This window comes from Mycolicibacterium litorale (assembly GCF_010731695.1).
GTDB classification, from domain to species: domain Bacteria; phylum Actinomycetota; class Actinomycetes; order Mycobacteriales; family Mycobacteriaceae; genus Mycobacterium; species Mycobacterium litorale.
On sequence record NZ_AP022586.1, the window covers coordinates 800,500 to 826,429 of the forward strand.

The following is a 25,930-nucleotide window of genomic DNA, read 5'->3' on the forward strand; positions in this document are numbered from 1 at the left end:
CGCTCGCCGCGTCAGCCGACGCGGCCGGTGACCGGCGGCAGGTCCTTGAGCGTCACGATGCCCGGCGGTGCGGCGACCACCGCGGGCACCGCGTTGGTCACCGGCATGGCGGTGTAGATCATCCCGAGGCCCATGAATCCCGGTTCGGTCCAGTCTCGCGGCGGCAGGCAGTGCAACACCGTGCGCATGTTGGGTACGCCGAACACCTGGATGACGTGGCCGTGCTCGAGCGGTTTCGGCGGGGTGACGTGGTCGCCCATGATCCAGTTGAATCCGACGCTGACGACGTTGCGGTCACCGGCCCAGCCGCGGTGGTAGCCGTACACGCCCGCGACGGTGCCCGCCGGGATCTGCATGAAACCCAGGTCGGTGTCGCCTGTGGCCGTGCTGAATTCAACATCGAAGGTCATACGGTCGAGCGTCGCGCCGATCGCGTCGGCCATCATCGCCGCGGACTCGGCGAAGACCTCGCTCTCCCGGCGGACGCTTTCGGCCAGTCCCGGCGTGTCGGGATCCTGCGAGAACCCCATCGCGGTCTGGGTGCCTGCCGACTCATAGGTCGAGCAGTCCACTGACTCGGTGATGCGGATCTCGTCGACACGCTCACAGGCACCGGACAGCACCATCCCGACCATGTTCGTCATGCCTGGATGGGCACCGCTGCCGAAGATCGTGGATCTGCCCGTCTCGCAGGCCTTCCGGATGCGGTCGAGGTCTTCCGGCGACTGCTTGCCACCGGTGATCCACGCCGCGCTGGAGCACACGTTGATCCCGGCCTCGAGCAGTCGGGTCAGCTCGTCGATGTCCGGCCACAGCGGGTTGTAACAGCAGGCGTCGGGCCGCAGCGCCACCAGCGCGTCGATGTCGTCGGTGGCGGTGACTCCGGTCGGTTCCGGCCAGCCCGCGAGATCGGCCGCGTCGACCCCGACCTTGGCGGCGCCGTGCGCGTAGACGCCCACCAGTTCCATATCGTCGCGGCCGATGATCGCGTGCAGCGACCGCTTGCCGATGTTGCCGGTGGTCCACTGGATCACGCGCAGCGGCCTGGTGGGTGTCGTCATAGGCGAGCCTCCTCGTCGAGTCTGCGATTCGCTCCTAGACACTAGGGGTGATGACGATCCGATCCTTCACTTTCACACCGGACGACGGTGTTCCTCCCGCCGTGGCCCCGTTCGCCCACGCCACCGCCGCGGCCCAGACGCTCTACGTGACCGGCCAGATGCCGACGGACCGCACCGGCGATGTCGTCGGCACGAGCATCCAGGAGCAGACCGATCAGGTGCTGCGAAACTTGTTGCGGGTCACCGAACTCTGCGGCGGTGGGCTGGACGACGTGGTCTCGGTCCGGGCGTACCTGCTCGACTGGACGGAGTACGCGGCGTTCAACACCGCCTACGCCGCGTGGTTCCCTGACCGGCTGCCGTCGCGGACGTGTGTCGGAGTCACCGGTCTGGCGGTCGGCGCCCGCGTGGAACTCGACTGGACGTGCTGGCGCGCCGACGGCTGGGGTCGCTGACAGTTCTCCACAGCGCCGCGTCTGTGCACAGCCACACCCGCTGGAGCGGCGATCGCGGCTGAGTCGACGGAGGGCGTCCCTACCGTCGGGCACATGCGGACCGAAGAGCCGGCCGAGCGGCTGCACCGACGACTCGGCGCCGAAGAGGAGCCCGACCAGAACGAGGCGCGACCCGACACCGCGCTGTCCCGGTGGCTGCCCGACACCGCCACACCCGATCGGCCGGGCTGGCTGGCGACCGTGCGCGCCGATCCGGGCCGTGCCGGCGTCGTCGGGCTCGCCGTCGTGGGCGTGCTCGCCGTACTGGTCACCGTGTTCACCCTGTGGCGTGACGACCCGCCACCGGTGGTGGCGGCGAAACTGCCCGAGGTCGAGATGGTGTCGTCGGCGGCGCCGAAGCCGGGGCCACCCGGACCGGACCAGCCGGTGGTGGTCAGCGTCGTCGGGCTGGTTCACCGGCCCGGATTGGTCACGCTCGCCGCGGGAGCCCGCATCGCCGACGCGCTGGAAGCCGCGGGGGGAGCGGTCGACGGTGCCGATCTGATCGGGCTGAACATGGCCCGAAGGCTGACCGACGGGGAACAGATCATCGTCGGGATCGCGCCCGCCCCGGGCCAGCCGGCCACCATGGGCAGCTCGACGACGGGCGCCGACGCCACCGGCGCGGCACCGTCTGATTCATCCGGTTCCGCGCCGGCCGAGAAGACCGGATCGCCGGGTGAGCCGGTGAACCTCAACACCGCGACCGTCGAACAGCTCGACACGCTGCCGGGTGTCGGGCCGGTGACCGCCGCGGCGATCGTCGCATGGAGGGACGCCAACGGTCCGTTCGGCAGCGTCGACCAACTCGGTGAGGTCGACGGCATCGGGCCGGCGAGGCTGGCCAGACTCCGTGAGCTGGTTTATGTGTGACCGACGACGCGGCGCCGCTCGATCTGCGGCTGGTGCCCGCGGCCGCGACCGCGTGGGCGGTGACCGCGGCAGGTATCCAGTGGCACCTCGCCGCCGCGATCCTGGTGCTGCTGGCAGGTGTCGCCGTGACGGCTGCGGCAGCGGTGTGGGGCAGCGGCGAGGCGACAACGACCGACGCGCTGCGGGTGGCCGCTGCGGGGTTGGCGGCGGTCTCGGTGGTGGGTGCGGCGTTCGCGGTGGCGGTGAGCGCACGCGCCGACCAGCTGCGTCACCACCCGATCGCCGCGCTTCACGGGGCGACGGCGGCGGTGACCGTCACCCCGAGCGACAGCCCGCGACCAGTCGGCGGCGCACGGCTGATGTTCCGCGCCGTCCTGCACGACGTGGACGGGCGGGCCATGGGCGGCAGGGTCGTCGTGTTCGCGTCGGTAGCGGGTTTCTCGGACGTGAGCGCAGGCCGCCCGGCCGCGTTCCGCGCGCGGATCGGCAGGCCGATGCGGAGAGACCTCACGGTGGCGGTGCTGTCGGCGACCGACGAGGCGGTGGTGGGCGAGGCGGCACCGGTGCACCGGACGGCCCAGCAGATCCGCACCGACTTCACCGACGCCGCGCGAGGGGTGCTGCCGGTCGACCAGGCCGCGATGCTGCCCGCACTCGTGCTCGGCGACACCGCGGCGGTGCCGGCTCAGACCACTGCGGACTTCCGGGCGGCCGGGCTGGCCCACCTGACCGCGGTGTCGGGGGCCAACGTGACCATCGTGTGCGGTGCCGTGCTGCTCAGCGCGGCGGTGCTGGGCCCGCGGGCCGCGGTCGCGCTGGCGGGCCTGGCGCTGGTCGCGTTCGTGGTGGTCGTGCAACCGTCGGCGAGTGTGTTGCGGGCCGCGGTGATGGGTGCCATCGCGTTGGTCGCGATGGTCACACACCGCCGCAGACAGGCGATTCCCGCACTGGCGGCCAGCGTGCTGGTCCTGCTGATCGCCGCGCCGGAATTGGCTGTCGACGCCGGCTTCGCGCTGTCGGTTGCGGCGACGGCCGGGCTGGTCGTGATCGCGCCGGTGTGGTCGCGGCGGCTGTGCGCGCGGGGCTGGCCCAAACCGCTCGCCGACGCTGTGAGCATCGCGTTGGCGGCGCAACTGGTGACCGCACCGTTGGTGGCGGGCATCTCGGGCAGTGTCAGCCTCGTGTCGGTATTGGCGAATGTGGGTGTCGCACCGGTCATTCCGCCGATCACCGTGATCGGCACCGCCGCCGCGGCGTTGTGCCCGCTGTGGCCGGCGGGTGCCGGACTGCTGATCCGGTTCACCGGGCCACAGCTGTGGTGGCTGATGAGCGTGGCCGAACGGGCGGCCGCGGTGCCCGGCTCATCCGTGCCGGTGCCCTCCGGATGGGCCGGGGTGGGGTCGGTGGCGCTGGGTGGGATCGGGCTCGTGGTGCTGTGGCGGTGGCGGTGGGCGCGGATCGCCGCGGGGGCGGTGGTGCTCGGTCTGGTGGCCTGGTCGCTGTCCGGCCACGCCGCGCTCGGCGGTGTCGGCGCGGCGTGACACCATTCTCGGGTGAGCCAACAGGTCGCAGCCCTCCATCTGGTCCTGGGTGACGAGGAACTTCTCGTCGAGCGCGCGGTCGCCGCCGTCCTCAAGAGCGCGCGCAAACTCGCCGGCACCGACGATGTGCCGGTCAACCGGTTGCGCGCCGGGGAGGTGAGCACCAGCGAACTCGCCGAACTGCTCAGCCCGTCGCTGTTCTCCGACGAACGAGTGGTCGTGCTCGATTCGGCCGCGGAGGCGGGAAAGGACGCGGCAGCGCTGATCGCCACGGCGGCCGCCGACCTGCCGCCGGGCACGATGCTCGTCGTGGCCCACTCGGGCGGGGGCCGCGCCAAGGCGCTGGCCGATCAGCTCAAGAAACTCGGCGCCGAAGTGCATCCGTGCGCCAAGATCGTCAAGGCCGCGGACCGCGCGGATTTCGTGCGCAAAGAGTTCCGTTCGCACAAGGTGAAGGTCACCGACGACACCGTCACCGCGGTGCTCGACGCGGTGGGTTCCGACATCCGCGAACTGGCGGCGGCGTGCTCGCAGTTGGTGGCCGACACCGCGGGCGAGGTGAGTGCGGCGGCGGTGCGCCGGTACCACTCCGGCAAGGCTGAGGTGAAGGGCTTCGACATCGCCGACAAGGCGGTGACCGGCGACGTCGCGGGCGCGGCCGAGGCGCTGCGGTGGGCGATGCTCAGCGGTGAGCCGCAGGTGGTGCTGGCCGACGCGCTGGCCGAGGCGGTGCACACCATCGCCCGGGTGGGCCCGCTGTCGGGTGATCCCTACCGGCTGGCCGGTGAGCTGGGTATGCCGCCGTGGCGGGTGCAGAAGGCGCAGAAGCAGTCGCGGCGGTGGACGCGGGCGTCGGTCGCGGAGGCCATGCGGCTGGTCGCAGCACTCAACGCAGACGTCAAGGGCGCAGCGGCCGATGCCGATTACGCCCTCGAGTCAGCGGTGCGCAGAGTCGCCGAACTGGCGGCCGACTAGCGGGGAGACGTGCTCAGAGCTTGTTGAGCGCGACCGCGAGCGCCGACTTCTTGTTGGCGGCCTGGTTCTTGTGGATGACGCCCTTGCTGGCGGCCTTGTCGAGCTTGCGGCTGGTCGAGGCGAGCAGTTCGGCGGCCTTGTCCTTGTCGCCGGCGTCCAGCGCCTCACGGAACCCGCGCACCGCGGTGCGCAGCGAGGACTTCACGGACTGGTTGCGCAGCCGCCGACGCTCGTTGGTGCGGATGCGCTTTTCCTGCGACTTGATGTTGGCCACGTTTAGAGCTGTCCTTTAGATCTCGGGTGGATGGTGCAAAGTCTTCGGCCGCGCCGACCGGCGGGCAGCGACTGCTCAGGTTACCAGCGCAGCAGCGGATCGACCAAAGTGAGCCCCGCTGATCTGCCGGAACCCCAGGCGTGGGGCAAAGTGTGGGGTGTGAGCCTTCGCACCCTGCCGACCGAGTCTTCTCAATCCTCCCGATCCTCCCGCCCGAACGGCGCCCGGACCAAGAAGCACGAGGGGATCTTCGCCGGTTACAACAGTGTCGGTGGCTACGACCAGGCCTTCGACGAGATGTTCGATCAGCAGGGCAACGTGCGCGGCCCCTACAAGGGCATTCTCAAGGAGCTCGCCCCGTCGGACGCCTCTGACCTGCAGGCTCGCGCGGACGCCCTGGACCGCGCGCTGGTCAACCAGGGCATCACGTTCTCGCTGTCCGGGCAGGAGCGACCGCTGCCGCTCGACCTCGTGCCCCGGGTCATCTCGGCCGCCGAATGGACCCGGTTGGAACGTGGCATCACCCAGCGCGTGCGCGCGCTCGAGGCGTACCTCGACGACATCTACGGCGAGCAGCACATCCTGCGCGACGGCGTCATCCCGCGCCGGTTGGTCACGTCCTGCGAGCACTTCCACCGTGAGGCTGCCGGCATCAACCCGCCCAACGGTGTGCGCATCCACGTCGCGGGTATCGATTTGATCCGCGACGATCAGGGCAATTTCCGTGTCCTCGAGGACAACCTGCGGTCCCCGTCCGGGGTGTCATATGTGATGGAGAACCGCCGCACGATGGCGCGGGTGTTCCCCAACCTGTTCGCCACCCACCGGGTGCGGGCGGTCGGTGACTACGCGTCGCACCTGCTGCGGGCGCTGCGCAACGCCGCCGCGTCCAACGTGGCCGATCCGACGGTCGTGGTGCTCACGCCGGGGGTCTACAACTCGGCGTACTTCGAACATTCGCTGCTGGCGCGCCAGATGGGCGTCGAACTCGTCGAGGGCCGCGACCTGTTCTGCCGCGACAACACCGTCTACATGCGCACGACGGGCGGTGAGCGGCAGGTCGACGTGATCTACCGCCGCATCGACGACGCATACCTCGATCCCATGCAGTTCCGCCCCGATTCGGTGCTCGGCGTGGCCGGACTGCTCAACGCCGCACGGGCCGGGAACGTCGTGATCTCCAGTGCGGTGGGCAACGGGGTCGGTGACGACAAACTCGTCTACACCTATGTGCCGACGATCATCGAGTACTACCTGGGCGAGAAACCGCTGCTCGCGAACGTCGACACCTTCCGGTGCTGGCTCGACGAGGAGCGCGAAGAGGTGCTCGACCGCATCGACGAGCTGGTCATCAAACCCGTGGAGGGCTCGGGCGGCTACGGCATCGTCTTCGGTTCCGACGCCTCGGAGAAGGAGCTCACCACGATCTGCAAGAAGATCCGCAACGACCCGCGCGGGTGGATCGCCCAGCCGGTGATGCAGTTGTCGACCGTGCCGACCCGGATCGGTGGCAAGCTGGCGCCCCGCCACGTCGACCTGCGGCCGTTCGCCGTCAACGACGGTGACGACGTGTGGGTGCTGCCCGGTGGCCTCACCCGCGTCGCGCTGCCCGAGGGGTCGCTGGTGGTCAACTCCAGTCAGGGCGGCGGGTCGAAGGACACCTGGGTGCTGGCGTCGCGCACCTCGGTCGCCGACCGGGAGCTCGCCGCCGCCGAGGTGGTGCGTTCGCTACCCAAGCAGGCCAAGGCCACGAAGACGGAGAAGGATGCGGACTCCCAGACAGCCGAACAGCTGCAACAGCAGCAGCAGCAGCAGTGAGGCGGTGAGGTAGTGATGCTGGCACGCAACGCCGAATCGCTGTACTGGATCGGCCGCTACGTCGAGCGGGCCGACGACACCGCGCGCATCCTCGACGTCACGGTGCACCAACTGCTCGAGGACTCCAGCGTCGACCCCGACCAGGCGTCGCGGACGCTGCTGCGGGTGCTCGGGATGGAAGCGCCCGACCACGCGCTCGACGTGTGGTCGCTCACCGACCTCGTCGCGTTCACCCGCGACGGTGTGGGCGCCACCTCGATCGTCGACGCGATCTCCGCGGCGCGGGAGAACGCCCGCGGCGCACGGGAAGTCACCTCGACCGAGATCTGGGAGTGCCTCAACACGACCTACAACGCGCTCGCCGAACGCGAACGCGCCGCCAGGCGCCTCGGGCCGCACGAGTTCCTCTCGTATGTGGAGGGTCGCGCGGCGATGTTCGCCGGGCTGGCGGATTCCACGCTCAGCCGCGACGACGGCTACCGGTTCATGGTGCTGGGCCGCGCGATCGAACGCGTCGACATGACCGTGCGACTGCTGCTCTCGCGGGTCGGCGACAGCGCGTCGTCGCCGGCGTGGGTCACGCTGTTGCGCTCCGCCGGTGCGCACGACACGTACCTGCGCACCTATCGCGGTGCGCTCGACGCCGCCCGCGTCGTCGAGTTCATGCTGTTGGACCGGCTGTTCCCGCGGTCGGTCTTCTACTCGCTGCGGCTGGCCGAGCACAACCTCGACGAGCTGCTCAACCGTCCGCACAACCGGCTGGGCGCCACCGCCGAGCCGCAGCGCCTGCTGGGCCGGGCGCGCAGCGAGCTGGAGTTCATGCAGCCCGGTGTCCTGCTCGAGTCGCTCGAACAGCGGCTGGCCGGCCTGCAGAAGATGTGCAGCGACCTCGGAGAAGCGTTGGCGCTGCAGTTCTTTCACGTCGCGCCGTGGGTGGCCTGGACTGACGCCGGCCGCAATTCGCTGGTCATCGAGGAAGGGGAGATCTGACAATGTGGCGGATGCGGGTGGTGCACGCGACGGGCTATGCCTACAAGTCGCCGGTCACCGCGTCGTTCAACGAGGCGAGGCTGACGCCGCGGTCGGACAATCGGCAGAACGTGATCCTCAACCGGATCGAGACGGCGCCTGCCACCCGGCAGTACCGCTACGTCGACTACTGGGGTACGGCGGTCACGGCGTTCGACCTGCACGCACCGCACACCGAACTCGAGGTGACGGCGTCGTCGGTCGTCGAGACCGACGTCGGGGAGCATCCCGCGGAGACGGTGACGTGGGAGGACCTGCGCTCCGAGGCGGTCATCGACCGGTTCGACGAGGTGCTCACCCCAACCGACTACACGCCGCAGAGCAAGAGGATCGCGCGGGTGGGGGAGCGCATCGCGAAATACCACGACCCGTACGAGGCGGTGACCGCCGCGGCCAACTGGGTGCACAGCGAACTCGACTACGTCACCGGCAAGACCGGGGTGTACTCGTCGGGACTCGACGCGCTGCGCGCGGGCAAGGGCGTGTGCCAGGACTTCACGCACCTCTCGCTGATCCTGTTGCGCAGCATGGGAATCCCTGCGCGCTACGTGTCCGGTTATCTACACCCCAGGCAGAAGGCCGGGGTCGGTGACACCGTCGAAGGCGAGAGCCACGCGTGGATCCAGGCGTGGACGGGTGGCTGGTGGAATTACGACCCGACCAACGACGTCGACATCAACGAGCAGTACATCAGCGTGGGCGTCGGGCGCGACTACTCCGACGTGTCGCCGCTCAAGGGCATCTACTCCGGTGAGGGGTCGACCGACCTCGACGTCGTCGTGGAGATCACCCGCCTGGCCTGACGCACACCCCGGGGTGCACCTCGACGCGGTGGAGGTCGTCGCCGAGTTCGACCTGGCGAGGGAACACGGCGGCCGCCCGCGCCCGCCAGTCCTCCTCCTGGCCGGGAGCGATGCCCGGCACGTAGTGGGTCAGCACGAGGATGCCCACGCGGGCGCGCTCCGCGGTGGCGGCGGCCTGCTCGACCGACGAGTGGTAGTCGCAGATATCACGGAAGCGCTGCTGGGGCATCAGCTCGACGAGGTCCTTGCGAATCACGGTGTGCACCAATGCGCCTGCACCAGCGGCGAGCGCATCGAGGCTCTCGCACGGCACGGTGTCCCCGGCCAGCACGACCGACGCGCCGTCGTGTTCGATCCGGAATCCGATGGTGGGGGCGACGGGCCGGTGATCGGTCGGCGCCACCCGGATCTGCACGGCGTCGTGGTCCCACACCGGGCCGTCGGTGACCTCACGCACCTCGACCGGCGGAGGTGCGGTCAGGTCGGCGTGGTGGGCGATGCGGTAGCCGATGTCGTGGCCGAACGCCGTGAGCGTCGCCTCGACGACCTCGGCGGTGCCGGGCGGGCCGATGACCGGGAGCGGCACCTGCTCGGTGAACGTCGTCACCCATCGCGTGATCAGCAGATCGCCGAGGTCGGCGATGTGGTCGCTGTGCAGATGCGTCAACAGCAGTGCGGTCAACCCGTTGGCGCCGATTCCGGCCGCGGCCATCCGCTGCTGCACTCCGCGTCCGCAGTCGACGAGGAAGGCCTGACCCCCGGCCCGCACCAGCGTCGACGGTCCGGCCCGCCGCGGATCGGGGATGGGACTGCCGGTTCCCAGGAGGGTCACCTCGATCATGGGCTCATGGGTACTCCACCCGGCCGCGGTCGGGAAGCGATTCCGCTATTCCGTCGACAGCAAAACCGATCTAGCCTGGTGTGAGCCGAATCACAACAGCGGGAGGCGGCGATGCGGATAGCGGACGTGCTGCGCGGCAAGGGTTCGGCGGTGGCCACCATCACGGAGACGACGACGGTCACCGGCCTGCTCGCGGAGCTGGCCACCCACAACATCGGGGCCATGGTGGTCGTGGGTCCCGACGGGATGGTCGGCATGGTCTCCGAACGCGATGTGGTGCGCCAGCTCCAGGTGCGCGGCGCCGACTTGCTGCGCATGCCCGTGTCGGAGATCATGACCGGCGTCGTGGTGACCTGTACGCCGAACGATCCGGTCGACGACCTGGCGGCGCTGATGACCAACAACCGCGTCCGGCACGTGCCGGTGCTCGAGAACGGCCGACTGGCCGGCATCGTGAGCATCGGCGACGTGGTCAAGACCCGGATGGAGCAGTTGCAGGCGGAGCAGGAACAGCTGCAGGCCTACATCACCGGCGGCTGAGTCACCGCGCGGCGCTGACGGGTTCGTCCGCCGGGTCGAGCAGGGTGTTGTCGCCGAACGCACCGCGGTAGGCCGCGGCCGGATGGTTGTCCGGCAATCGATCTCCGCGCCCGAGCAGTTTGTGGCGCAGTGTCCCCGACTTGTCGGTGGCGATCAGGCCCCGCTCGCGCAGCGTGGGGAACAGCCGGTCGGCCACCTCGGTGAATGTCCCCGGCACCGTGGCGTGGTAGACGTTGATGCCGTCCACACCGGCCTCCCGCCACTCCTCGAGGAGATCGGCGATCTCCTCGGCGGTGCCGACGACACGGTTCGCCCCCTCCAGCACCCAGGCGAGGTCGCGGATCGTCGGTTCGGCATTACCCGACGCCTCGGCCGCCCACCGCGCGAAACCCTGCACACCGGTGAATTCACCGAGTTCGCTCAGCGGCGTCTCCAGCGGGAACCGGCCCGCGTCCACGCCCGCATCGCCGAGCGCGTGCAGCGCGACCCCTTCGAGGTCGAGGTACCGCTTGATCTCGTCGTTGCGGCGGACCGCCTCACGGTGGGTGTCGCCGATCACGAACGACAGCCCCTGCGCGAACGTGATGTCCGCGGGATCGCGACCGTTCTCGACGGCCAGCGCCCTGGTCTCGGACGTCAGGGCATGCGCCGCAGCGGGATTCGGGCTGCTGATGTACACCCCTTCGGCGTTGCGCGCGGAGAACAGCTGCCCGGCCGGTGAGGCGCCTGCCTGGAACAGCACCGGCGTGCGTTGCGGCGACGGCGAGGTGAAGTGCGGACCCTCCACCCGGTAGCGCTTGCCGACGTGGTTGATGCGATGGATCTTGGCCGGGTCGGAGTGCACGCCGCGGGCCTTGTCCTGCACGAGTGCGCTCTCGTCCCATGAGCCCTCCCACAGCTTGAAGACGACATCGAGGTACTCGTAGGCCCATTCGTAGCGTTCGTCGTGGCCGAGAGTGCCGTCATGGCCGAAGCTGCGGAACATGTTCTCGTTGAAGCTGGTCACGATGTTCCACCCGAGCCGGCCCTCGGTGTAGTGGTCCAGCGAGGACATCCGCCGCGCGAAATTGAACGGATGGTCCTGAACGATGGAGCTGGTGAAGACGATGCCCAGCGTTTCGGTCACCGTGGCCAGCGCCGAGGCGAGCACCGACGGATCGTTGACCGGCACCTGGATCCCGCCCTCGACGGCCTTGCGCCAGTTGCCGTTCCACGGCGCCCGCAATCCGAACACGTCGGCGAAGAACAACAGGTCGTACCCGGCCTTCTCGACGGTCGTGGCCAGAGAGGTCCAGTGCCGTAGTGAGTTGAACTCGTGGTTGTGGGCACTCGGATCGCGCCACAGTCCGTGCAGGACGTGCGATGCGGTGTTCATCACGAACGCCGAGAAGTAGAGCGGCTTGCTCATGAGATCGGTCCCAGGGTGTCGCGGATCAGCTTGTTGTCGGTGGTCTCGAGGAACTCGGCGATCTTCGGGTCCTTGAAGGTCGCGATCAGTTTCTGCACGTTGGGATCGTCGAGGTGGCGGTTGCTGACCACCAGTCCGCCCTCGCTGCCCGCGGGTGCGGGATGGCGGGCCAGGATCTGCTCCTCGGTCAGCCCGGCGGCGTACACGTCGGAGATGTGCACGACGACCGCGTCGACGTCGGCGAGGCTGCGGGCGAGCTGGCCGATCGGCACCTGCACGAACCGGTAGTTCTTGGGATTCGTCGCGATGTCCCCGAGCTGCGGCAGCCCGGCCACCGTGTCCTTACCGGGTTTCAGCGTGATCTGGCCGGCCTCGGCCAGGTCGAGCAGCGCGATGGCCTGTCCGGCTGGGTCGTCGCGCAGCGCGATCCGCGCGCCGTCGGGCAGCTGCTCCCAGCTGCGGTAGCGGTCGGAGTAGGTGGCCTGGTCCCACGTGAAGGTCGGTGCGGCAAGGGTGAGTTCGAAACCGTTGGCGGCGATCGCGTCGTTGAGGAACGGCTGGTGTTCGAAGAAGTTGCCCGCGACGTTGCCGGCGTCCACGGCGCGGTTGATCTCGATGAGGTTGTCGATCTGGACGGGTTCGATCGTGATCCCGTGCGACGGTGCGATGTTGTCGGCGATGTAGCCCAGCAGGTTCTCGGCGGCGATGTCGGTGCTCCACGTCGCGACCTTGAGGTTGGGACCGAACGGCTTGTCCTCGTTGGACACGTTGGCGTAGACGATGCCGCCGGTGACGGCGGCGACCGCGACGATCGCGCCGGCGATCCACGGCCACCGTCTGCGCTTCTTGATCTCGAGGTCGATGCCGGGTCCGGCGGGCGAACTGGTGTGGCTGGTCATGGGTTTCCTTTCAGCGGGTGAGGGCCTTGACGACGCGGTCGCCGGTGAACTGGACGATCTGAACCGTGATGATCAGCGACACAGCGGTGGCGATCATGATGTTGTCGTCGAATCGGTTGTAGCCGTAGGTGATTGCGAGGTTGCCCACGCCGCCTGCGCCGATCGATCCGGCGATGGCGGAGTACTCGATCATCGCGATGGTGTTGACGGTGAGCGCTCCGGCGAGGCCGGGCAGCGCCTCGGAGAGCTGTACGGTCCTGATGACCTGCAGCGTGGATCCGCCTGAGACGAGTCCCATGTCGGCGACATCGGGCCGCACCTCGCGCAGCGCGTTCTGGACGAGCCGGGCGAAGAACGGGACCCCGGCGACGGTCATCGGCACGATCGCCGCCTGGATGCCGATCGTGGTGCCGACGATGAACCGCGTGACGGGGATGATCGCGGCCATGAGGATCAGGAACGGAAGGGACCGCCCGATGTTCACGGCCGTGTTGAGCACCGCGAAGATCCGCGCGTTGGGGTAGAGCCCGAGTTCGGAGGTGTTGTGCAGCGTGATGCCGACCGGGATGCCGATCGCCACCACCAGCGCCATCGTGATGCCGACCATCAGCCAGGTCTCGCCGTAGGCGGGCAGCAACAGATCGGGCACGTCGGCCCACGGCGTGTTGAAGTCCTCGGCGGCGAGGTAGGTCATGCCGCCGCCTTCCGCGCGGTCGCCGAAATCCGCACGTGCAGCCCGCGGTCGGTGAGGTACTCGGCGAATCCCGTTGGAGCGCCGGGGGAGATGGCCAGCACGGCGCGGCCCACCGCCACCCCGCGGATCGCCTCCACACTGGCGCTGAGCACGCTGACCTGGGCGTCTGAGATGCCCGGGACCGACTGGATCGAGGTGAGCCAGTCCAACGGCACGTCGCGCGAGGCGTAGGACACCTCCCAGACCTCGCCGTCACCGAGCAGCGGCACGCTGGGCCGTTCGGGCAGCAGTTCCCGCGCCAGCGCCGAACCGGGATCGAGGATGACGTCGGTGACCGAGCCGCTCTCGACGATGCGACCGTTGTCGATGCGGGCCACCGAGTCCGCGATCTCGCGGACCACCTCCATCTCGTGGGTGATCAGGATGATCGAGAGGCCGAACTCCTCGCGGAGGTGGCTGAGCAGCGCGAGGATCGAGCGCGTGGTGGCCGGGTCGAGACCCGAGGTCGCCTCGTCGGAGAGCAGGACCGACGGTCCGAGCGCGAGCGCGCGGGCGATGCCCACCCGCTGACGCTGGCCGCCCGACAGCTGCGCGGGGTGGTAGTGGCTGCGATCGGCGAGGCCGACGCGGTCGAGCAGTTCGGCGACCCGCTTGGTCACGGAATCATCAGTGGCGCGCAGGTATTCGAGCGGCAGCGCGATGTTCTGCGCGACCGTGCGCCTGCGCAGCAGTGGTGCGGTCTGGAAGATGACGCCGATCTTGCGCCGCGCCGCGATCAACTCGGCGCCATCGAGCCGGGTGAAGTCCTTGCCGTCCACGCGGACGGATCCGCTGGTGGGCCGTTCCAGGAAGCTCACGCACCGCGACAGCGTGCTCTTGCCCGCACCGCTGGGTCCGACGACGGCGAGGATCTCACCGGCGGCGACGGACAACGAGATGTCGTCGAGCACGGTGCGGTCGCCGAACCTCTTGGTCAGGTTCTCGATCTCGATCATGGGGGCTCGCTGGTCTTCTGGGGCAGTCGGCGCTGCACGGGTGGGTGAGGCGGAGAAGTGCGCCGGCGACCGGCGCGGGCAGACAGGCGCAAAACGTACGCAGTTTCGCGACCGCCGTACACGCTCCGGATCGCCGTGATCTGAATGACGTTGTGCTCACCCTGATTTGAACCGGTAGCCGCGATGTTGCCGAACGCGGCCGCTGCGGCATGACCATGTGCGATGGTGGGCGGGTGGTTGCTGTCGAGGTCCGTCCCGGGCGCAGACCGGATGTCCGAGTGCTGTCCGAGGTGCTCGGGCGCGCCTTCTACGACGATCCGGTGATGACGTGGGTGCTGCCCGACGATGCGGCGCGCGCCCGCGGTCTCGAGCGCATGTTCGCCACCATGACGCGCCACCACTTTCTGCGCGGCGGCGGCGTCGAAGTGGCTTCCGCCGGTGCGGGCCTGGGCGCGGCTGCCCTGTGGGATCCGCCCGGCCGATGGAAGCAGACGCGTCTCGAGGAGTTCCTGATGATGCCGGCGTTCATCCGCGCCTTCGGCAACCGGGTGGGCCACGGGCAGCAAGTCGCCGAGTTGATGAAGGAGCACCACCCTGAAGAGCCGCACTGGTACCTGGCGATCATCGGCAGCGATCCGACCGTGCGAGGCGGCGGGTACGGGCAGGCGTTGATGCGCTCACGGCTCGACCGCTGCGACGCCGAGTACGCGCCGGCGTACCTGGAGTCCAGCAATCCCGACAACATTCCGTACTACGAGCGGTTCGGCTTCGAGGTCACTGGGGAGTTGAAAGTGCCGAACGGCGGCCCGTCGCTGTGGCCCATGTGGCGGCGGCCACGGTGACGCGATAGCTCCAGAGGGGTGACTCAGCTCCAGGAGTACTCGGCGCGCAGCCGGGTGGCGACCGCCTCGAACCGTTCGCGGTCGAGGATCGCGCCTTCGCGGCGGATGCCCTCCTCGGGGACGTCGAGCACCCGGTCCAGCCGCACCCAGCTGACCCGCCCGTCGTAGTCCCAGCTGCCCGCGCCGATCGTGACCCAGTTCCGGTCGTCGTGGTGGTGGTCCTGGCTGGATAGCATCAGCCCCAGCAGCATCCGGCGGTCGCGGCCGACGACCAGCACCGGGCGGTCCTTGCCGCGGCTCGGGTCGTCCTCGTAGGCCACCCAGGTCCACACGATCTCGCCCGGATCGGCGCGCCCGTCGAGATCGGGCGCGTAGACGATCTTGCGGGCGCGGTGCGCGGTCGGGACGCTGTTCCGCGTGACCGGGCGGCCCGCGGCGATGGCCGGCGCGGACGCGGTGGAGGCGCCGGCCAGCGCCGACAGACCCACCCCGAGGCCGATCTTCAGACCCTGTTGGATGCCCTGCTGCACGGTGCGCGGCCGGTTCTCGGACTGCTGGAGCTGGCGGATCACCTTCGGTGCCTCCTGGAACACAAGCTTCTCCGCCAACCGCTGAAACGTCTTCCATTGCGACGCCATGTTTTCGAGCATAGGTGAGGACGGCCGGGCGCGATTGTGCCGTGAGGCACCTCGGTCGATACCCTTGAGGTGCGCACACGTGCCCCGTTTCGACGTTTACCAGGAGATTCCCATCAGCAGCTTCGCCGACCAGACCTTCACCGCGCCGGCGCAGATTCGGAACTTCTGCATCATCGCCCACATCGACCACGGCAAGTCGACGCTGGCCGACCGGATGCTGCAGCTGACCGGCGTCGTCGCCGACCGTGACATGCGTGCGCAGTACCTGGACCGCATGGACATCGAGCGCGAACGCGGCATCACCATCAAGGCGCAGAACGTGCGCTTGCCGTGGACGGTCAATGGCGAAGAATTCGTCCTGCATCTCATCGACACCCCCGGCCACGTCGACTTCACCTACGAGGTGTCCCGCGCGCTGGAGGCCTGCGAAGGCGCGGTTCTGCTGGTCGACGCCGCCCAGGGCATCGAGGCCCAGACGCTGGCCAACCTGTATCTGGCGCTGGACCGCGATCTGACCATCATCCCGGTGCTCAACAAGATCGACCTGCCCGCCGCCGACCCGGACCGCTACGCCGGTGAGATCGCCCACATCATCGGCTGCGAACCGTCCGACGTGCTTCGCGTATCCGGTAAGACCGGTGCCGGGGTGACCGAACTGCTCGACGAGGTGGTCCGCCAGATCCCGGCCCCCACCGGTGACGCCGACGCCCCCACCCGCGCGATGATCTTCGATTCGGTCTACGACATCTACCGCGGCGTGGTCACCTACGTCCGCGTCGTCGACGGCAAGATCACCCCCCGCGAGCGCATCGCGATGATGTCGACCGGGGCCACCCACGAACTGCTCGAGGTCGGCATCGTCTCCCCGGAGCCCAAGGCGTCGGCGGGGCTCGGCGTCGGTGAGGTGGGTTACCTCATCACCGGCGTGAAAGACGTCCGCCAGTCGAAGGTCGGTGACACCGTCACGACCGCCCGCAAGGGCGCCACCGAAGCGCTCACCGGATACCGCGAGCCCAAGCCGATGGTGTACTCCGGGCTCTACCCGGTCGACGGCTCGGACTACCCGGTGCTGCGCGACGCGCTGGACAAACTGCAGCTCAACGACGCCGCCCTGACCTACGAGCCCGAGACGTCGGTGGCGCTGGGCTTCGGCTTCCGCTGCGGATTCCTCGGCCTGCTGCACATGGAGATCACCCGCGAACGCCTCGAGCGGGAGTTCAACCTCGACCTGATCTCCACCTCGCCGAACGTCGTCTACCGCGTCGTGCAGGACGACGGCACCGAATTGGTCGTCACCAACCCGTCGGACTGGCCCGAAGGCAAGGTCCGCACGGTCTTCGAGCCCGTCGTGAAGACGACGGTGATCGCACCCAGCGAATTCATCGGCACGATCATGGAGTTGTGCCAGTCCCGTCGCGGCGAGCTCGGCGGCATGGACTACCTGTCGCCCGAGCGGGTGGAGCTGCGCTACACCATGCCGCTCGGCGAGATCATCTTCGACTTCTTCGACTCGCTGAAGTCGCGCACCCGCGGCTACGCCAGCCTCGACTACGAGGAGGCGGGCGAGCAGGAGGCGGCGCTGGTCAAGGTCGACATCCTGCTGCAGGGCGAGGCCGTCGACGCGTTCAGCGCGATCGTGCACAAAGACAGCGCGGCCGCCTACGGCAACAAGATGACCACCAAACTCAAGGAACTCATTCCGCGCCAGCAGTTCGAGGTGCCGGTGCAGGCGGCGATCGGCTCGAAGATCATCGCCCGCGAGAACATCCGCGCCATCCGCAAGGACGTGCTCTCCAAGTGCTACGGCGGTGACATCACCCGCAAGCGCAAGCTGCTCGAGAAGCAGAAGGAAGGCAAAAAGCGGATGAAGACCATCGGCCGGGTCGACGTGCCGCAGGAGGCGTTCGTGGCGGCCTTGTCGACCGACGCGGCCGGGGACAAACCCAAGAAGTAGGCCGAACGGTCGCAGGCGCGACGCTCGCGTGCTAGAGAAAAGCATGCGCACACCACGCCTGGCTCCGGTCCTGGCCGCGACGTGCGTGTTCGCCGCCGGTTGCTCGGCGACCGTCGACGGTGTGGCGGTCGAGCAGGCGCCTGCCGCCGCGCCCGGGCCGGCGCGGGCGCTCGAGGTCGTGCTGCCCACCACCGACGAACTGTCCGACGCCCTGGGCATCGCCCCCACCGGGCTGATGGGCCAACTCGTCGCGGGCGGGGCCGACACCCTGCTGCGCGGCGTCGACCGGGCCGAGGCCACCCCGGTGGAATGCGTCAGCACCACCTACCGGCTGCAGGAGGCCGTCTACGGCGCCAGCTCGGTGCGGTCGGTGGCCAGCAGGTCATGGGCGGCCGGAACCGTCGACGGCCCCGCCCTGAGCGGCTTCTTCGGCGTCGTGCAACTGGCCTCGGCCGACGAAGCGCAGGCGTTCTTCGCCGCCGCGGCGCAGGACTGGCGGGACTGCGACGGCCGGACGATGGTGCTGCAGCGGGGCGGGACGGCCGCCGGTGAACAGAGCCGTATCACCGATGTGCGCGTCGACGGACCGGTGGTGTCGGCGGTCGTCGTCCACGAGGCAGCGGGCAGCGGGATGCCGATTCAGCGGGCGCTCGGCGTGGCGGGTGACTCGATCGTCGACGTCGAGGTCACCGACATCGCCGGCGCGAGAGCCGGTGGCGCGGGCGGTGCGGTCGACGTCGCCGCGCTGATGCTCGAGAAACTGACCGGCTGACGGCAGGCGGGGGGATATGCGCACGGGCCGGATCGCGGCGGTCGCACTGGTTGCGGTGGCGCTGCTGGCCGGCTGTGCGAACACGGTGTCGGGCACGGCCGTTCGGCCGGCGGACATCGTGCCTGCGGACGTGCCGCCGCTGTCGGACACCCATCTGGCCGAGGTGCTGCTGACCATCGGCGAGCTCAACGGCATCGTTGGGTCCACCCGGATGACGATCACCAGCGATGTGGAGGAGATGACCGATCACTCCGGTGCCGTGTCGGATCCGGCCTGCCTCGGCGCGATGTTCGGCGCCGAGGAGCCCGTCTACGCCGACAGCGACTGGACGACGATGCGCGACCAGGTGGCGCGCGAGCCCGGTGAGGGCAACGAGCACTGGGTGGAGCAGACTGCGGTGCTCTACCCGTCCGAACGCGAGGCGCGACGGTTCTTCGACAGCGCCCGCGCGATGTGGGATACCTGTTCGGGCATCGAATTGACTGTCGACGACGGCGTGGTGCACTCGGTGTGGGACATGGAGTCGGTGATCGCCGACGGATCCCTCCTGACGCAGATGTCGGTCCAGCGGGACGCCGACGGCTGGGCCTGCCAGCACGCGCTGTCGGCGGTGTCGAATCTGACCGTCGAGGCGTGGGCGTGTGCGTTCACCCTCGCCGACGAAGCGGCCACCATGGCGACCGAGATGGTGGCCAACGCCGCCGAGGCGGTCCGCTAACCCGGCGCACCCGACGGGGTGGTCGGCGCGCGTCCATGGTCGCGATGCAGACCCGGGATGAGCATCGGCACGCGGCTCCGGTAGGTGCGGTATTCGTCGCCCAACTCCTCGACCAGATCGTGCTCCTCGAAGCGCAGCGCGACCATGATGTAGGCCGTGGTGGCGACGGCGAAGAGCAGGTGGCCGGCGGACATGGTCGGCGCCGCCCAGAACGCGACGATGAAGCCGAGCATGATCGGGTGGCGCACCACCCGGTAGAGCAGCAGCGTCTGGAACTTCAGGCCGGTGTACGGCTGACCCCGCCAACCCAGATACACCTGTCGTAGACCGAACAGGTCGAAGTGGTTGATCATGAACGTGGACGCGAGCACCGTCGCCCAGCCGGCCCAGAACGCGACCCACAGCATGAACCGCCCGGGCGCCCACGAGACGTCCCAGACGGTTTGGGGCATGGTCCGCCATTGCCAGAACAGCAGCAACAACAGCAGACTCGCGACGAGCACGAAGGTGCTGCGCTCGATCACCGGCGGCACCCAACGTGTCCACCGCCGCTTGAACGCGGGGCGCGCCATGACGCTGTGCTGCACGGCGAACAACCCGAGCAACACCAGGTTCACGACGACCGCTTGGCCGATCGGCGCCTCGACTCCGTGGTCGACGGTGCGCGGCACCCCGAAGTCGCCGACGAAGCCGATCGCGTACAGGAATGCGGCGAGGAACACCACATAGCTGACGATGCCGTATGCAGCGGCGAGGATCCGACTCATGATGCCCTCCCGGATTGCTGTGTCCGCGACGGCGTGACCGGCGCCCAAGGCGGCCGCATCTTCGGTGGAAAGGCGTGCCGGAGTGGAGAATCGCGCTTCGCTCCGGCCGGTACGGGGATCCGCGGTATCGGCGGCGGGCGAGATCACGTCTCGTGGCGGCCGTGGTGGCCACACGTCAACGGTAGACCGTCCGCCGGAGGTCGGGAAGCCCCGAAAGCTAGGCCGTCGGGACCCGCCGGGCGCCGCGGATCAGATCGCCCCAGACGGTGAACGCCTCGGCGTGGTCGGCCGAGGACGATCCGGCCGCCAGCGCCACCAAACCGGTTGCCACGCGACTCAATCCGAGACCCGTCTCCTTCACCACGGCGACCAGTTCGTCGAACGCCTGGCGTTCGGTGCAGCCGCGCAGGCCCACCAGGATGCCGATCGCGATGTCGATGACCCGGCGCGACGTCGCGTCCGTGATCCGGTTGTCCATGCTCTTCCCCTTACTGACAGCACCATCGTGCTGGGCCGGCGCTGCGTTTGACAAGACATCGATACACCGTGAATCTGACGCCGAGCTGAACGTTTCCTACGTCGGCGCGTTGGCGGGGACGAACACTCCGGAACTGTCGGCCTCCTCCTCGGCACGGATGACGTGGACCACCGCGTTGATCAACGCCAGGTGGGTGAACGCCTGCGGGAAGTTGCCGAGGTGGCGACCGGTGCGGGGCTCGATCTCCTCGGCGTAGAGATGCAGCGAACTGGCGAACGACAGCAACCGTTCACACAGGCGTTTGGCACGGCTGACCTCGCCGATCTCCACCAGCGCCGAGACCAGCCAGAACGAGCAGATCGTGAATGTGCCCTCCTCGCCGGCCAGTCCGTCGTCGGTCTCCTCGACGCGGTAGCGCAGCACCAGCCCGTCCTCGGTGAGTTCGTCGGCGATCGCCAGCACCGTGGCCCGCACCCGCGGATCGTCCGGCGGCAGGAAGCGCACCAGCGGCACCAGCAGCAGCGAGGCGTCCAGCGCGTCGTGGCCGTACCGCTGGGTGAACACGCCCCGGTCGTCGACGCCGTGGGCCAGGATGTCGGCCTTGATCTCATCGGCGATGTCGCGCCACTGCTGGGCGTAACTCTTCTCGCCCTCCAGCTCGGCGAGTTTCGCGCCGCGGTCCAACGCCACCCAGCACATCACCTTCGACGAGGTGAAGTGCTGCGGTTCGCCGCGCACCTCCCAGATGCCGCGGTCGGGTTCCTTCCAGTGCTTGATGGCCTCTTCGACCTGGTTCTTGAGCACCGGCCACAGCGCCTCGGGGATCTGCTCGCGCGACTTGGTGTGCAGGTACACCGAATCGAGCATGGTGCCCCAGATGTCGTGCTGCATCTGGTTGTAGGCGCCGTTGCCGATCCGGACCGGCCGCGCGCCGTCGTATCCCGAGAGGTGGTGCAGTTCCTCCTCGACCAGGCTGCGTTCACCACCGACGCCGTACATCACCTGCAGCGGGTGGCGTTCACCGTTGTTGGCGCCCGACACGTCGGCGATGAAGGCGAAGAAGTCGTCGGCCTCGCGGTCCAGGCCCAGCGTGTAGAGGCCCCACAGGGCGAACGTCGAATCGCGCACCCAGGCGTAGCGGTAATCCCAATTGCGTTCGCCCTGAGGGGTTTCCGGCAACGAGGTGGTGCTCGCCGCCAGCAGTGCGCCGGTCGGGGAGTAGGTCAGGCCCTTGAGGGTGAGCGCGCTGCGCTGCAGGTACGCCCGCCACGGGTGGTCGGGGAAGTCGCCGACGTTGATCCACTGCCGCCACGCCTCGCTGGTCTGCCACATCTTGTCGGCGGCCTCGTCGTAGTTCTGCGGCGCCGGGTGCTTCGACCAGGACAGCGCGACGAACACGTTGTCGCCCTCTTTGAGCCGGGTGCGCGCCCTGGCCTCGCGGCCTTCCAGCCCGATCCGCAGGTTGGTGGTGAGCCGCAGTGTCGGGTGTGAATCGGCGTCGCGGTTGGCCCGCGCGATCGCCTCGCCGTAGGCCGGACCCGAGTACTCCCACTCGGCGCTGACCCGGTGGTAGTCGAAGGACGGCTCGCAGTTCATCACCAGCTCGACCGTGCCGCTGACGCAACGCACGGTGCGCAGCAGGATGTGCTCGGCATCCCAGTCCATCGGCGTGCGGCGGTGCGTGCGGGAGCGCGCTTCCAGATCGTGCCAGGGGCCCATCACGAGCGCATCGCGCACGATCAGCCACCCGGTGTGGGTCTGCCAGGTGGTCTCGAGGATCAGGCTGCCCGGCAGGTAGCGCCGCGCCGCGGGCACCGTCACGCCGTACGGGCCGAGCCGGAAGTGACCGGCGCCGCGGTCGAGGATCGCGCCGAACACGCTCGGCGAGTCCGGGCGCGGCACGCACAACCACTCCACGGACCCGGCCGAGGAGATCAGGCACGTGTTCTCGCAGTCGGACAGGAAGCCGTAGTCGGCGATCGGGGGGAAGGGGTTCCGCAGACCGCCCGTCGGCGAGTACGGCACCGGCGCCGTCACCGTCAACGGGGTGTCGGGCAGATAGGCGGGCTGACCGATCGGCGCCGCCTCGTCGGTGGGCTCGGTGTGTTGCAGAACCATGCCCGTCATCATCGGCTGCCGACCTGGTCGGCGTCTACTCAAACCGCCCGCCGGACATTGCTGAACCCGAGGCAGGCAAGGGTGGGGCCGGCCGATCGCATAGTCTGGCGCGGTGGACGCATTCCTGAGTTGGTGGGACGGCGTCGAGCTCTGGCTGACCGGTCTTGGCTTCGTCGCGCAGACGGCCGTGGTGATGCCGGTGGCCTTGCTGCTGGCCTACGGTGTGGCGGTGATCCTCGACGGTGCGCTGGCCGCGGGTGTCCGTGTGCTGCGGCGCGCCCGCCACGACGGGCCGGAATCGTCATGACCGGCATGCCCCGCTCGCGGGTGACCTTGATCCTCGTCGTCCTGGTCCTGCTGGTCATCGTCGCGTGGCTGATGACTCGCTGACCGCTCGGTATCGATGACGTCCTGGGCACTTGCGCTGAGCCGTCGATCCGCCTCTGTTATTCTTCGCGCCATGCATCCGGCGTCCGGCAACAACGAGTGCCACATCTTGGCGCTCATTGCCGTGGGTCCCTGCGCGGTTGCTGACGTTCACTGTTGTCGCTGAATCCACCCGTTACGCGGTTGGGGTTCGGCGACGGCTTTCTCGATGTGCGCCTTTTCGTTGCCGCCAGCGTGTGACGGGACATGTCCTGTACTCGACGGAAAACAACCGAAAGGCCATCGATGCTCAGCTCAGTCAAGACCCCCACACGCTGGCGGGCCGCCGCGGCGCTCGCCGCGACGGCGTCCCTGCTCGCGGCCTGTGGGGGTGGTGCCAGCGACGTCGCGGGTGAGGACGGCGGTTCAGCCGCGGAGACCACGCTGACCCTCGTCGCCTACGCCGTTCCGGAGCCGGGCTGGGCGAAGGTCATCCCGGCCTTCGCGGCGACCGAGGAGGGCAAGGGTGTCGGCGTCACCGCGTCCTACGGCGCATCCGGCGACCAGTCCCGCGGCGTCGACTCGGGTAAACCCGCCGACGTGGTCAACTTCTCGGTCGAACCCGACATCACCCGCCTGGTGAAGTCCGGCAAGGTCAGCGAGGACTGGAACAGCAACGCCACCAAGGGAATCCCGTTCGGCTCGGTGGTCAGCCTGATGGTCCGCGAGGGCAACCCCAAGGGCATCCGCGGATGGGACGACCTGCTCAAGCCGGGCGTCGAGGTCATCACCCCCAGCCCGCTGAGCTCCGGTTCGGCGAAGTGGAACCTGCTCGCCCCGTACGCGGTGAAGAGTGACGGCGGCAAGAACCCGCAGGCCGGCCTCGACTACGTCAACAAGCTGGTGAGCGAGCACATCAAGCTGCGGCCCGGCTCCGGGCGCGAGGCCACCGACGTCTTCCTGCAGGGCAGCGGCGACGTGCTGCTGGCCTACGAGAACGAGGCGATCAACTCGCGCCGCCTGGGCCACAAATTCGACTACTTCAACCCCCCGCAGACGTTCAAGATCGAGAACCCGGTCGCGGTGGTCAGCTCCAGCCGGCATCTGGAGCAGGCGAAGGCGTTCGTGAACTTCCAGTACACCCCCGAGGCGCAGAAGCTGTGGGCCGAGGCCGGGTTCCGTCCCGTCGACCCCGCGGTCGCCGAGGAGTTCGCCGATGAGTTCCCCGCCCCGGAGAAGCTGTGGACGATCGCCGACCTGGGCGGCTGGCAGAAGGTCGACAGCGAGCTGTTCAACAAGGACACCGGGTCGATCACCAAGATCTACACCCAGGCCACTGGATGATCACTGCCGTCGACGGCGACACCGCCCGGGCGCCGGGCGGTCTCGCCCGGCGCCGCGGTACGGCGTCCCTTCGGGTCGGGGTCGCGACCATCTGGCTGAGCGTCATCGTGCTCCTGCCGCTGGCCGCGATCCTGTGGCAGTCCGTGGGCGGTGGTTGGGAGGCGTTCTACCGCGCCGTCACCGGCAACGCCGCACTCGAGTCGTTCCGTGTGACGCTGACCATCTCGGTCGGGGTGACGGTGATCAACGCCGTGTTCGGGCTGTTGGTGGCGTGGGTGCTGACCCGCGACGACTTCCCGGGCAAGCGGCTGGTCGATGCGGTCATCGATCTGCCGTTCGCGCTGCCGACGATCGTCGCGAGCCTGGTCATGCTGGCGCTCTACGGGCCGGCGAGCCCGGTCGACCTGCATCTGCAGCACACCAAATGGGGCGTCGGGATCGCGCTGCTGTTCGTGACGCTGCCGTTCGTGGTGCGCTCCGTGCAGCCGGTGTTGCTGGAGCTGGACAGGGAGGTCGAGGAGGCGGCCGCGTCGCTGGGGGCCAACAACTGGACCATCCTGACCAAGATCATCCTGCCCGCGCTGCTGCCGTCGCTGCTGTCGGGTGCGGGGCTGGCGTTCTCCCGCGCCATCGGCGAGTTCGGCTCCGTGGTGCTGATCGGCGGCGCGGTCCCTGGCGAGACCGAGGTGTCCTCACAGTGGATCCGCACGCTGATCGAGAACGACGACCGCACCGGGGCAGCCGCGATCTCCATTGTGCTGCTGCTGATCTCGTTCGTCGTGTTGTTGATCCTGCGCGCGCTCGGGGCGCGGGCAGCCAAGCGAGAAGAGATCGTGGGGTGAGCGCGAGATGACACTGTCGCCGGCGACGCGCTATGCGCTGCGCTTCGTCGCCCTGGCCTACATCCTGGTGCTGGTGGTGGTGCCGGTCGGTCTGATCCTGTGGCGGACCTTCTCACCCGGGCTGGGTGCGTTCATCGAATCGATCGGCACGCCCGCCGCGATCAGCGCACTGCAGCTGTCGCTGCTCGTGGTGGCGATCGTGGTGCCGCTCAATGTGTTGTTCGGCGTGCCGACCGCACTGGTGCTGGCGCGCAACAAGTTCCGCGGCAAGAGCGCGTTGCAGGCCGTCATCGACCTGCCGTTCGCGGTCTCGCCGGTGGTGGTGGGCGTCGCGCTGATCCTGCTGTGGGGTTCGGCGGGGGTCTTCGGCTTCGTGGAGAACAACCTCGGCTTCCAGATCATCTTCGGGCTGCCGGGCATCGTGCTGGCCAGCATCTTCGTCACCGTGCCGTTCGTCATCCGCGAGGTCGAACCGGTGCTGCACGAGATCGGCACCGACCAGGAAGAGGCCGCCTCGACCCTGGGCTCGCAGTGGTGGCAGACGTTCTGGCGGATCACGCTGCCGTCGATCCGCTGGGGTCTGACGTATGGCGTGGTGCTGACCATCGCCCGCACACTAGGTGAGTACGGCGCCGTCATCATGGTGTCGTCGAACCTGCCCGGTACCTCACAGACGCTGACGCTGCTGGTGTCCGACCGCTACAACCGGGGCGCCGAATACGGCGCCTACGCCGTATCGACGCTGCTCATGGGAGTCGCGGTGATCGTCCTGGTCTTCCAGGTGGTCCTCGACGCCCGTCGGGCCAGACAACACAACTGAGTCCCGGACAGCCCCGAGGCCGACAA

The 25,930-nt window shown here is 68.8% G+C and carries 28 protein-coding genes; 17 read left to right on the top strand and 11 right to left on the bottom strand.

What is annotated here, in order from left to right:
* Nucleotides 1–11: 11 nt before the first annotated feature.
* Nucleotides 12–1,061 carry an NAD(P)H-dependent amine dehydrogenase family protein gene (locus tag G6N30_RS03810; protein WP_134060130.1) on the bottom strand — a complete coding sequence of 350 codons (1,050 nt, stop codon included), beginning with the start codon at nucleotides 1,059–1,061 and terminating at the stop codon, nucleotides 12–14.
* A 50-nt stretch (nucleotides 1,062–1,111) separates the two neighbouring features.
* Between G6N30_RS03810 and G6N30_RS03815 the strand changes: the two genes are divergently transcribed.
* The 4 genes from G6N30_RS03815 (at nucleotide 1,112) to holA (ending at nucleotide 4,944) form a co-directional block, all read left to right on the top strand.
* On the top strand, nucleotides 1,112–1,516 hold the full coding sequence (locus G6N30_RS03815; protein WP_134060132.1) for a RidA family protein: 405 nt from the start codon (nucleotides 1,112–1,114) through the stop codon (nucleotides 1,514–1,516).
* A gap of 93 nt (nucleotides 1,517–1,609) precedes the next feature.
* Nucleotides 1,610–2,428, top strand: a complete 819-nt coding sequence (locus G6N30_RS03820; protein WP_134060134.1) for a ComEA family DNA-binding protein — start codon at nucleotides 1,610–1,612, stop codon at nucleotides 2,426–2,428.
* Nucleotides 2,425–3,969: a ComEC/Rec2 family competence protein gene (locus tag G6N30_RS03825; protein ID WP_134060136.1), complete on the top strand. Its 1,545-nt coding sequence runs from the start codon at nucleotides 2,425–2,427 to the stop codon at nucleotides 3,967–3,969. The genes G6N30_RS03820 and G6N30_RS03825 overlap by 4 nt, the downstream gene beginning before the upstream one ends.
* 12 nt (nucleotides 3,970–3,981) lie before the next feature.
* Complete coding sequence (gene holA, locus G6N30_RS03830; RefSeq protein ID WP_134060138.1) at nucleotides 3,982–4,944, top strand: DNA polymerase III subunit delta; 963 nt, start codon at nucleotides 3,982–3,984, stop codon at nucleotides 4,942–4,944.
* A gap of 13 nt (nucleotides 4,945–4,957) precedes the next feature.
* On the opposite strand, the gene rpsT is transcribed toward holA, so the two are convergent.
* A complete protein-coding gene (rpsT, locus tag G6N30_RS03835; protein ID WP_134060140.1) occupies nucleotides 4,958–5,218 on the bottom strand; it encodes a 30S ribosomal protein S20 in 261 nt (86 codons plus the stop codon).
* 246 nt (nucleotides 5,219–5,464) lie between these two features.
* Here rpsT and G6N30_RS03840 point away from each other — a divergent pair, with 246 nt between their 5' ends.
* The 3 genes from G6N30_RS03840 to G6N30_RS03850 are packed head-to-tail and all read left to right on the top strand — an operon-like array spanning nucleotide 5,465 to nucleotide 8,868.
* Entirely contained in the window at nucleotides 5,465–7,036 is a 1,572-nt protein-coding gene (locus tag G6N30_RS03840; protein WP_163687870.1) for a circularly permuted type 2 ATP-grasp protein, read from the top strand.
* A 15-nt stretch (nucleotides 7,037–7,051) separates the two neighbouring features.
* A complete protein-coding gene (locus G6N30_RS03845; protein WP_134060142.1) occupies nucleotides 7,052–8,026 on the top strand; it encodes an alpha-E domain-containing protein in 975 nt (324 codons plus the stop codon).
* Nucleotides 8,027–8,028: 2 nt separating this feature from the next.
* Nucleotides 8,029–8,868: a transglutaminase family protein gene (locus G6N30_RS03850; RefSeq protein WP_134060144.1), complete on the top strand. Its 840-nt coding sequence runs from the start codon at nucleotides 8,029–8,031 to the stop codon at nucleotides 8,866–8,868.
* On the opposite strand, the gene G6N30_RS03855 is transcribed toward G6N30_RS03850, so the two are convergent.
* Nucleotides 8,852–9,709, bottom strand: coding sequence for a ribonuclease Z (locus G6N30_RS03855; protein WP_134060146.1), 858 nt, complete (start codon nucleotides 9,707–9,709; stop codon nucleotides 8,852–8,854). The two genes, G6N30_RS03850 and G6N30_RS03855, sit on opposite strands and share 17 nt — an antisense overlap.
* 111 nt (nucleotides 9,710–9,820) lie before the next feature.
* On the opposite strand from G6N30_RS03855, the gene G6N30_RS03860 reads away from it, so the two are divergent.
* Complete coding sequence (locus tag G6N30_RS03860) at nucleotides 9,821–10,249, top strand: CBS domain-containing protein (protein ID WP_134060148.1); 429 nt, start codon at nucleotides 9,821–9,823, stop codon at nucleotides 10,247–10,249.
* A 1-nt stretch (nucleotide 10,250) separates the two neighbouring features.
* On the opposite strand, the gene G6N30_RS03865 is transcribed toward G6N30_RS03860, so the two are convergent.
* From G6N30_RS03865 to G6N30_RS03880, 4 genes are read right to left on the bottom strand one after another with little or no spacing between them, the layout of a single operon-like run.
* Nucleotides 10,251–11,657 carry an LLM class flavin-dependent oxidoreductase gene (locus G6N30_RS03865; protein ID WP_134060150.1) on the bottom strand — a complete coding sequence of 469 codons (1,407 nt, stop codon included), beginning with the start codon at nucleotides 11,655–11,657 and terminating at the stop codon, nucleotides 10,251–10,253.
* Nucleotides 11,654–12,556, bottom strand: coding sequence for a MetQ/NlpA family ABC transporter substrate-binding protein (locus tag G6N30_RS03870; protein WP_134060152.1), 903 nt, complete (start codon nucleotides 12,554–12,556; stop codon nucleotides 11,654–11,656). Before G6N30_RS03870 ends, G6N30_RS03865 begins: the two co-directional genes overlap by 4 nt.
* Nucleotides 12,557–12,566: 10 nt before the next feature.
* Nucleotides 12,567–13,250: a methionine ABC transporter permease gene (locus G6N30_RS03875; RefSeq protein ID WP_134060154.1), complete on the bottom strand. Its 684-nt coding sequence runs from the start codon at nucleotides 13,248–13,250 to the stop codon at nucleotides 12,567–12,569.
* Nucleotides 13,247–14,245, bottom strand: a complete 999-nt coding sequence (locus G6N30_RS03880) for a methionine ABC transporter ATP-binding protein (RefSeq protein WP_134060157.1) — start codon at nucleotides 14,243–14,245, stop codon at nucleotides 13,247–13,249. The genes G6N30_RS03875 and G6N30_RS03880 overlap by 4 nt, the downstream gene beginning before the upstream one ends.
* A 215-nt stretch (nucleotides 14,246–14,460) precedes the next feature.
* Between G6N30_RS03880 and G6N30_RS03885 the strand changes: the two genes are divergently transcribed.
* Entirely contained in the window at nucleotides 14,461–15,087 is a 627-nt protein-coding gene (locus G6N30_RS03885; protein ID WP_134060349.1) for a GNAT family N-acetyltransferase, read from the top strand.
* A 23-nt stretch (nucleotides 15,088–15,110) separates the two neighbouring features.
* Here G6N30_RS03885 and G6N30_RS03890 read toward each other — a convergent pair whose 3' ends face one another.
* On the bottom strand, nucleotides 15,111–15,737 hold the full coding sequence (locus tag G6N30_RS03890; RefSeq protein WP_163687385.1) for a type II toxin-antitoxin system PemK/MazF family toxin: 627 nt from the start codon (nucleotides 15,735–15,737) through the stop codon (nucleotides 15,111–15,113).
* Nucleotides 15,738–15,759: 22 nt separating this feature from the next.
* On the opposite strand from G6N30_RS03890, the gene lepA reads away from it, so the two are divergent.
* Genes lepA through G6N30_RS03905 form a run of 3 tightly spaced genes read left to right on the top strand, consistent with a single transcriptional unit; the run spans nucleotide 15,760 to nucleotide 19,169 of the window.
* Complete coding sequence (gene lepA / locus G6N30_RS03895; protein ID WP_163687874.1) at nucleotides 15,760–17,679, top strand: translation elongation factor 4; 1,920 nt, start codon at nucleotides 15,760–15,762, stop codon at nucleotides 17,677–17,679.
* Between the two features lie 43 nt (nucleotides 17,680–17,722).
* Nucleotides 17,723–18,451 carry a sensor domain-containing protein gene (locus tag G6N30_RS03900; RefSeq protein ID WP_134060162.1) on the top strand — a complete coding sequence of 243 codons (729 nt, stop codon included), beginning with the start codon at nucleotides 17,723–17,725 and terminating at the stop codon, nucleotides 18,449–18,451.
* A 16-nt stretch (nucleotides 18,452–18,467) separates the two neighbouring features.
* Nucleotides 18,468–19,169, top strand: coding sequence for a sensor domain-containing protein (locus G6N30_RS03905; protein ID WP_134060164.1), 702 nt, complete (start codon nucleotides 18,468–18,470; stop codon nucleotides 19,167–19,169).
* On the opposite strand, the gene mddA is transcribed toward G6N30_RS03905, so the two are convergent.
* The 3 genes from mddA to G6N30_RS03920 all read right to left on the bottom strand — a co-directional run bounded on the left by mddA (nucleotide 19,166) and on the right by G6N30_RS03920 (nucleotide 22,532).
* On the bottom strand, nucleotides 19,166–19,936 hold the full coding sequence (mddA, locus tag G6N30_RS03910; RefSeq protein ID WP_134060166.1) for a methanethiol S-methyltransferase: 771 nt from the start codon (nucleotides 19,934–19,936) through the stop codon (nucleotides 19,166–19,168). The genes G6N30_RS03905 and mddA overlap by 4 nt on opposite strands.
* Before the next feature lie 217 nt (nucleotides 19,937–20,153).
* Nucleotides 20,154–20,414, bottom strand: a complete 261-nt coding sequence (locus tag G6N30_RS03915; protein WP_134060168.1) for an ANTAR domain-containing protein — start codon at nucleotides 20,412–20,414, stop codon at nucleotides 20,154–20,156.
* A gap of 96 nt (nucleotides 20,415–20,510) precedes the next feature.
* Complete coding sequence (locus G6N30_RS03920; protein ID WP_134060170.1) at nucleotides 20,511–22,532, bottom strand: glycoside hydrolase family 15 protein; 2,022 nt, start codon at nucleotides 22,530–22,532, stop codon at nucleotides 20,511–20,513.
* Nucleotides 22,533–22,644: 112 nt separating this feature from the next.
* Between G6N30_RS03920 and G6N30_RS03925 the strand changes: the two genes are divergently transcribed.
* From G6N30_RS03925 to cysW, 5 genes are all read left to right on the top strand, one after another.
* Nucleotides 22,645–22,839, top strand: a complete 195-nt coding sequence (locus tag G6N30_RS03925) for a hypothetical protein (protein WP_134060173.1) — start codon at nucleotides 22,645–22,647, stop codon at nucleotides 22,837–22,839.
* A 153-nt stretch (nucleotides 22,840–22,992) separates the two neighbouring features.
* Entirely contained in the window at nucleotides 22,993–23,085 is a 93-nt protein-coding gene (locus G6N30_RS27420) for an Ms4533A family Cys-rich leader peptide (protein ID WP_407664695.1), read from the top strand.
* Between the two features lie 119 nt (nucleotides 23,086–23,204).
* On the top strand, nucleotides 23,205–24,242 hold the full coding sequence (locus G6N30_RS03930; protein WP_134060175.1) for a sulfate ABC transporter substrate-binding protein: 1,038 nt from the start codon (nucleotides 23,205–23,207) through the stop codon (nucleotides 24,240–24,242).
* Nucleotides 24,239–25,084 (top strand): sulfate ABC transporter permease subunit CysT, encoded by an 846-nt coding sequence (cysT, locus tag G6N30_RS03935; protein WP_134060177.1) that lies wholly within the window; start codon nucleotides 24,239–24,241, stop codon nucleotides 25,082–25,084. The genes G6N30_RS03930 and cysT overlap by 4 nt, the downstream gene beginning before the upstream one ends.
* A 7-nt stretch (nucleotides 25,085–25,091) precedes the next feature.
* Nucleotides 25,092–25,904 (top strand): sulfate ABC transporter permease subunit CysW, encoded by an 813-nt coding sequence (gene cysW, locus G6N30_RS03940; RefSeq protein ID WP_134060179.1) that lies wholly within the window; start codon nucleotides 25,092–25,094, stop codon nucleotides 25,902–25,904.
* Nucleotides 25,905–25,930 lie beyond the last annotated feature (26 nt).